The 6,723-nt window shown below is 67.5% G+C and carries 6 protein-coding genes; 4 read left to right on the top strand and 2 right to left on the bottom strand.

Annotated elements, in window-relative coordinates; translation table 11 throughout:
- Window positions 1-180: 180 nt before the first annotated feature.
- Window positions 181-1,527, bottom strand: a complete 1,347-nt coding sequence (gor, locus tag ACFFDA_RS29610) for a glutathione-disulfide reductase (protein ID WP_404480813.1) — start codon at window positions 1,525-1,527, stop codon at window positions 181-183.
- 241 nt (window positions 1,528-1,768) lie between these two features.
- On the opposite strand from gor, the gene ACFFDA_RS29605 reads away from it, so the two are divergent.
- Window positions 1,769-2,431, top strand: coding sequence for an RBBP9/YdeN family alpha/beta hydrolase (locus ACFFDA_RS29605; protein ID WP_404480812.1), 663 nt, complete (start codon window positions 1,769-1,771; stop codon window positions 2,429-2,431).
- Between the two features lie 182 nt (window positions 2,432-2,613).
- On the opposite strand, the gene pgi is transcribed toward ACFFDA_RS29605, so the two are convergent.
- The gene (pgi, locus tag ACFFDA_RS29600; RefSeq protein WP_404480811.1) at window positions 2,614-4,134 is read right to left on the bottom strand and encodes a glucose-6-phosphate isomerase; all 1,521 of its coding nucleotides are present in this window, start codon (window positions 4,132-4,134) and stop codon (window positions 2,614-2,616) included.
- Window positions 4,135-4,284: 150 nt separating this feature from the next.
- Here pgi and lepB point away from each other — a divergent pair, with 150 nt between their 5' ends.
- The 3 genes from lepB to era are packed head-to-tail and all read left to right on the top strand — an operon-like array spanning window position 4,285 to window position 6,704.
- On the top strand, window positions 4,285-5,142 hold the full coding sequence (lepB, locus tag ACFFDA_RS29595; protein ID WP_404480810.1) for a signal peptidase I: 858 nt from the start codon (window positions 4,285-4,287) through the stop codon (window positions 5,140-5,142).
- Window positions 5,143-5,811, top strand: a complete 669-nt coding sequence (rnc, locus tag ACFFDA_RS29590; protein ID WP_404480809.1) for a ribonuclease III — start codon at window positions 5,143-5,145, stop codon at window positions 5,809-5,811. It abuts the gene before it with no gap.
- Complete coding sequence (gene era, locus ACFFDA_RS29585; RefSeq protein WP_404480808.1) at window positions 5,808-6,704, top strand: GTPase Era; 897 nt, start codon at window positions 5,808-5,810, stop codon at window positions 6,702-6,704. Before rnc ends, era begins: the two co-directional genes overlap by 4 nt.
- The last annotated feature ends 19 nt before the right edge of the window (window positions 6,705-6,723 follow it).

The raw sequence follows: 6,723 nt of genomic DNA, 5'->3' as shown, positions 1-6,723 counted from the left end.
GTGCCCGGATTCGTCGCTCGGGCAGCATGGATTTTGCCTGCGCTAAAGGCATCCGGAGACAGGTCAACCATTTTAATCGCGCGGTTAAGGAAATTGGCAGAGGCAGGAAACGCGGGGTCCCTCGCTTTCGCCCCGGCCCGCTGCCGCCCCGCAAGACGACCGCTGGCCGGGACCACGGGCCTACTTGAGCAGCACCAGTTCCTCCGACATCGTCGGGTGGATGGCGACGGTGGCGTCGAAGTCCGCCTTGGTGAGGCCCGCCTTCACACAGACGGCGGCGGCCTGCATGATCTCGGGGGCGTCGGGGCCGATCATGTGGATGCCCAGGATGCGCTCGGTCTGCGCTTCGCACACCATCTTGTAGAGCGAGCGCTCGTTGCGGTGGGCGACGACGTTCTTCATCGGCCGGAAGTCGCTCGTGTAGACCTTGACGGTGCCGTACTGCCGCGTCGCTTCCGCCTCGGTGAGGCCGACCGCGGCGATCGGCGGGTGGCTGAACACGGCCGAGGGGACGCAGTTGTAGTCCACCGTCGTCGGCTTGCCGCCGAACACGCTGTCGGCGAAGGCCTGCCCCTCGCGGATGGCGACGGGCGTGAGCTGGACGCGGTCGGTCACGTCGCCCACGGCATAGATGCTCTCGATGTTGGTGCGCGAATGCTCGTCGACGGCGATACCGCCCCTCTCGTTGAGCGCGACCCCGACGTCCTCGAGCCCCAAGCCCTCGATGTTCGGCACGCGGCCGGTGGCGAACAGGACGCAGTCGACCTCGATCGGCTCGTGGTTGCTCATGTGGACGACGAGGGTGCCGTCGGGGTTCTTCTCGATCTTCTCGAAGGCGGCGTTGAAGCGGAAGTCGATGCCCTTGGTGAGCGAAATCTGCAGCAGGCGATCGCGCACGCTCTCGTCGTAGCCGCGCAGCAACTGGTCGGAGCGGTTCATCAGCGTGACCTTGGCGCCGAACTGGTGGAAGATGCCGGCGAACTCGTTGGCGATGTAGCCGGCGCCGGCGATCAGCACCCGCCGGGGGATCGCATCGAGGTGAAACGCCTCGTTCGAGGTGATGCCGTGCTCGTGCCCGGGGCAGGACGGAACGTGCGGGCGGGCGCCGGTGGCGATCAGGATGTGCCTGGCGGTCTTCTTCTCGCCCCCGGACAGGGTGATCTCGTTGGGGCCGGTGATCGTCGCGCGTTCGTGGAAGATCTCGACCTGGTTGTTCTCCAGGGTCTGGGTGTAGAGGCCGTTGAGGCGGTCGACGTCGCCCAGCACGTTGTCGCGCAGCTTGACCCAGTCGAACCTGGCCTCGCCCACATCCCAGCCGAAGTGCTTGGCGTCTTCCAGGTCCTCGGCGAAGTGGGCGCCGTAGACGAGCATCTTCTTGGGTACGCAGCCGCGGATCACGCAAGTCCCGCCGATCCGGAACTCCTCCGCCACCGCCACGCGCGCGCCGTGCGCGGCCGAGACCCGGCTGGCGCGCACGCCGCCCGATCCGGCGCCGATGGTGAAGAGATCGTAGTCGTATTCGGCCATGCGTGAGTGCTCCTTTGCCGGCGTTCCAGTCGGTCGCAGGCCATATGGGACATGGCCCGGCCGATTGCCAGCGACGACCTTGCGCCCATGCCGTCCCGTTGCAGACCCGGTGCCGTTTCGGCCCGACCCGAAGGAGGGTCGTTACGACGCGCGGGCATTGTCAATCATTTCAGTTGAGTTTATGAGGATGCCTTGGTTGCCCTCTCTCAGGGGCAGCGCACGACCACTGGGAGATCACCTTATGGCACGTTTGCATGACGTCGAGGCCGACCGGGGAACGAATACGCAGGAACCGCTGGTGTTGCTGGTTCCGGGCCTGGAAGGCAGCGGGCCGGGCCACTGGCAGCGCCGCTGGGCGGAAGAGATCGACAATTGCCAGATCGCCGACCTCGGGAGCTGGGACACGCCGCACCGCAATACCTGGATCAATCGGCTGAACCTGGCGGTTCACCGCGCCGGGCGCCCGGTAATCCTGGTCGCGCACAGCCTGGGGTGCATCCTGACCGCGTGGTGGTCGAAGTTCGAGCAGCCCGCGTGGTCGAACCCGGTCGCCGGCGCGCTGCTGGTGGCGCCGCCGGAAGTCGATTTCTTCCCCCGGGACGAACGCCTCACCGGCTTCGCGCCAACTCCGGCCGATGCCCTGCCCTTCCCCTCGATCCTGGTCGGCAGCCGCAACGATCCGTGGATCGGCTTCGAGACCGCCAAGGGCCTCGCCCGGCGGTGGGGCAGCGATTTCGTCGATGCCGGCGACGTCGGGCACATCAATGCCAACTCGGGCCTTGGTAGCTGGGACGAGGGCAAGCGCCTGCTCGCCCGCCTGCTTGACGGGCAGGTCCAGGTTCCGGGTGCCGTCCGCAGGCCGAACCACGCGGACTGGGCCGAAGGCCTCGAATTTCGCGCCTGAGCGGGCGCGTCGCAGGCCCCTTGCAGGGCGCCGGGGCGGTTTCATGCCCGTCCCGGCGTAGGCCTTCGATGCTGGCAGGCCGCACGGCTGAAGGGGTAGTTGCCCCCTCAACCACCACCCGGGCCTCGCCGGGGTGGAGATCCCCCCTCCCCGTCGACTGCGTCGACGGGGAGGATTCAACCTCAACCGATACCGGCCAGGGCCAGCAGCGCTTCGGTCGAGGGATCGAACGTCGTGCCGCCCTGCTCGATCTGCTTGGCGATCTCCTTGCCCAGTTCCACGCCGAACTGGTCGAAGGGGTTGATCCCCATGAGCACGGCATTCGCGAACGTGCGATGCTCGTGGAAGGCGACCAGCGCGCCGAACGTGGCGGGGGTGACTTCGTCGAGCAGGATCGTCGCCGAGGGACGGTCGCCCGGATAGGCGCGCGCCGGGTCCTCGCTCGCCTTGCCCGCCATCAGCGCCGCACCTTGCGCGAAGCAGTTGGACAACAGGATGCGATGATGCGCCAGCGCCAGGTCGTGGCCGGGCGCGATCGAGGCGATGAAGTCCACCGGGACCAGGTTGGTGCCCTGGTGCAGGAGCTGGAACACCGCGTGCTGCGCGTCGGTGCCCACGCCCCCCCAGGTGATCGGCGCGGTCGGACCGTCGACCGGCGAGCCGTCCACCTTCACGCTCTTGCCGTTCAATTCCATCTCGAGCTGCTGGAGGTAGTCCGGCAACAGCGCCAGCCGCTCGTCGTAGGCGAAGACGCCGCGCGTCTGGCAACCGCGCAAGCGGGTGTAGTACTGGTCGGCGAACGCGGCGCGCAGCGGCAGGTTGGCCATGCCCTCGGCGTCGCGGAAGTGCACGTCCATCGCCGCGGCACCGGCGAGGAACTCGGCGAAATCGGGCCAACCCAGCGCCATGGCGACCGGGAAGCCGATCGAGGACCACAGCGAGTAGCGTCCACCCACGCTTTCGGAGAACGGCAGGATGCGCGTCTCGTCGACACCCCACTCGATCGCCTTCTCCGGCGCCGCGGTGAGCGCGACGACGCGGCCGTAGGGATCTTCCACGCCATTGTCGCGCAGCCAGGCGATGGCGCTTTCGGCATTCACCATGGTCTCGATGGTGGTGAAGGTCTTGGAGGCGATCGCCAGCATCGTCGTGGCCGGATCGCAGCCCTCGAAGGCCTGCTCCATCGCGCAGCCGTCGATGTTGGAGACGACGTGGACGTCCACCAGCGCGCCGTCGCGCGCCAGCGCGTCGACCGCCAGCGCCGGGCCCAGGGCCGAGCCGCCGATGCCGATGTGGATGAGGTGCTTCACCTCGCCCATCGCGCCGCGGTGGATGGCCTCGACGATCGCCGCCATGCGGTGATGGTATTCGGCGGCGAGGCCGACGCTCTCCTCCTTGCCGACGCCGCGCTGGGCGGTGTGCTCGGCGGCGCGGCCCTCGGTCGGGTTGACGATCTCGCCGGCGAACAGCGCGGCGCGGCGCCCGGCGAAGTCCATCGCCTCTGCCAGTTCCTCGAACGCTGCGACGTGGGCGGCGTCGAGGTGGGTCTTCGACCAGTCGAACCGGATACCGGTGGAGATTTCCTCCTCGCCCAGTTCGAGGCGCGTGGCGAAGGTGTCGAGACGGCCGGGATCGGCATCGAAAAGCGCCTTGAGGGTCGGCTTTTCCAGTCCCTGCAGCTTCTTCCAGACCGCGTCGCTCATGCCATGGATCTCCTGTTGGCTTTCGGGAGCGCCTTATGCGTTCCGCAACTGCGAAATCCAAGCCCGAGTTGTGCAATTATCGGTCGCCATCCTACCTTCGTGGGGATCGCACTTGACGGGAGTGCGCCCGCGTGGGCAAGGGTTTGACCCATGAGCGACACCCAAATCGAAGCCGGCGAGGCCGCCTCGAAGACCCCCGCGGAAAAGCCCGCCGCCGCACCGACGACCCCGGCCAAGAAGGACGAGAGCTTCTTCTCGTTTCTGGCTTGGCTGGTGCTGGGCGTGGTGATCCTGCGCAGCTTCATCATCTCGCCCTTCAACATTCCCAGCGAATCCATGCTGCCCCGGCTGCTGACCGGCGACTACCTGTTCGCCACGAAGTGGTCCTACGGCTACTCCAAGTACTCGCTGCCCTTCAGCCTGCCGCTGATCCCGGGCCGCATCTTCGCGCACCAGCCCGAGCGCGGCGACGTCGCGATCTTCAAGGCGCCCCCCGGCAACGACGTCGACTACATCAAGCGCGTCATCGGCCTGCCCGGCGACGAGATCCAGATGAAGGGCGGCCAGGTCTGGCTCAACGGCAAGGCCATCCCCAAGGTCAAGGTCGCCGACTTCCTCGTGCCGATCAGCCCCAACACCGACTGCGGCCCGGGCTTCGACAGCACCGACGCCAAGGGCACCCCGGTCTGCCGCTATCCGCAGTTCCGCGAGACGCTGCCGAACGGCAAGAGCTACACCGTGCTCGACATGGGCCAGACCCCGCAGGACGACACCGGCGTCTTCATCGTCCCCGAAGACCACCTGTTCATGATGGGCGACAACCGCGACAACTCGATGGACAGCCGCTTCCCGGCGGTCGAGGGCGCGGGCATCGGCATCGTCCCGCAGGAGAACCTGGTCGGCAAGGCATCGGTGATGATGTTCTCCACCGACGGTTCGTCCGAGTGGATCAAGCCCTGGACCTGGTTCACCGCCGCGCGGTGGAGCCGCATCGGGAGCGTGATCTGAGTGCTTGACGCACAGACCCGTGCCTTCCTGACCCGACATGCCGGTTGCGAGCCCGTCGACGAGGCTCTCTGGCTCTCCGCGCTCACCCACGGCTCGACCGGCGAGAAGCGCAATTACGAAAGGCTGGAGTTCCTCGGCGACCGCGTCCTCGGACTGTCGGTGGCCGACTGGCTGTTCTCCAACAGCGACGAGGCCGAGGGCCGCCTCTCGCAGCGCCTCAACGCGCTCGTCAGCCGTGCGACCTGCGCGATCATCGCGCGCGAGATCGGCCTGGGACCGCACATGCGCCTCGGCAAGCAGGCGCGCGACGACGGCGGCGAGGATTCGGAGAACATCCTGGGCGACGTGATGGAGGCGATCATCGGCGCCTGCTTCACCGAGCGCGGCTTCGACACGGCGCGCGCCATGGTCCTGGGCCTGTGGAACGACGTGCTCCAGGGCAAGACCGGCAAGCGCAAGCACCCCAAGTCGGCCTTGCAGGAATGGACCGCCGGCAACCGCCGCCGCATGCCCGAATACAGGCTGGTCGACCGCTCCGGCCCCGACCACGCCGCGCGCTTCACGGTCGAAGTGTCGGTCCACAACGTCGGCGCGGCGCAGGCCACAGCCCACTCCAAGCAGGACGCCGAAACCCAGGCGGCCGAAGAATTCATGAGGAAGTTCGGATGACCCAGAATTGCGGTCTCGTCGCCGTCCTCGGCGCGCCCAATGCGGGCAAGTCGACGCTCGTCAACGCGCTGGTCGGCCAGAAGGTGGCGATCACCTCGGCCAAGGCGCAGACCACCCGCGCCCGCCTGCTCGGCATCGCGCTGGAGGGGGAAACCCAGATCATCCTGGCCGACACCCCCGGCATCTTCGAGCCGCGCCGCCGGCTCGACCGGGCGATGGTCGCCGCCGCCTGGGAAGGCGCGCAGGAGGCCGATGCGATCCTGCTGGTGGTCGATGCGGTCAAGCTGCGCCGCCACGAACTCGCGCCGTTGCTCGAAGCCCTGAAGGACCGCCCGGAGCGCAAGCTGCTGGTGCTCAACAAGGTCGATGCCAGCGCCAAGGAGAAGCTCCTCCAACTGGCGCAGGAATTCACCGGCGAAGTCGCCTTCGACGAAGTGTTCTTCATCTCCGCGCTGACCGGCGACGGCGTGCCCCAGCTCAAGTCGTGGCTGGCCAAGCTGATGCCGGAAAGCCCCTGGCACTATCCCGAGGACCAAGTTTCCGACGCCAGCGAACGCCTGCTCGCCTGCGAGATCACGCGCGAGCAGCTCTATCGCCAGCTCCATGAGGAACTTCCCTACGACGCTGCCGTGCGGCCCGAGAGCTACACCCCGCGCAAGGACGGCTCGGTCGAGATCCGCCAGCAGATCGTCGTCGCGCGCGAAAGCCAGAAGGCGATCGTGCTCGGCAAGCGCGGGGCCAAGATCAAGGCGATCGGCGAGGCCGCGCGTACCGAACTCGCCGCCGTCCTCGGCCATCAGGTCCACTTGTTCCTCCACGTCAAGGTCGAGGAAAACTGGGCCGATGCCGCTCGCGACATCTACGAGGAAATCCGGCTGGACTGGGTGAAATGATGACGCCGTCGTCGCGGAC

The organism is Novosphingobium sp. BL-52-GroH (genome assembly GCF_044813085.1).
Lineage (GTDB): Bacteria > Pseudomonadota > Alphaproteobacteria > Sphingomonadales > Sphingomonadaceae > Novosphingobium.
The sequence above is the reverse complement of the archived record's forward strand: the minus strand, read 5'-3'. Positions and strand labels throughout refer to the sequence as shown.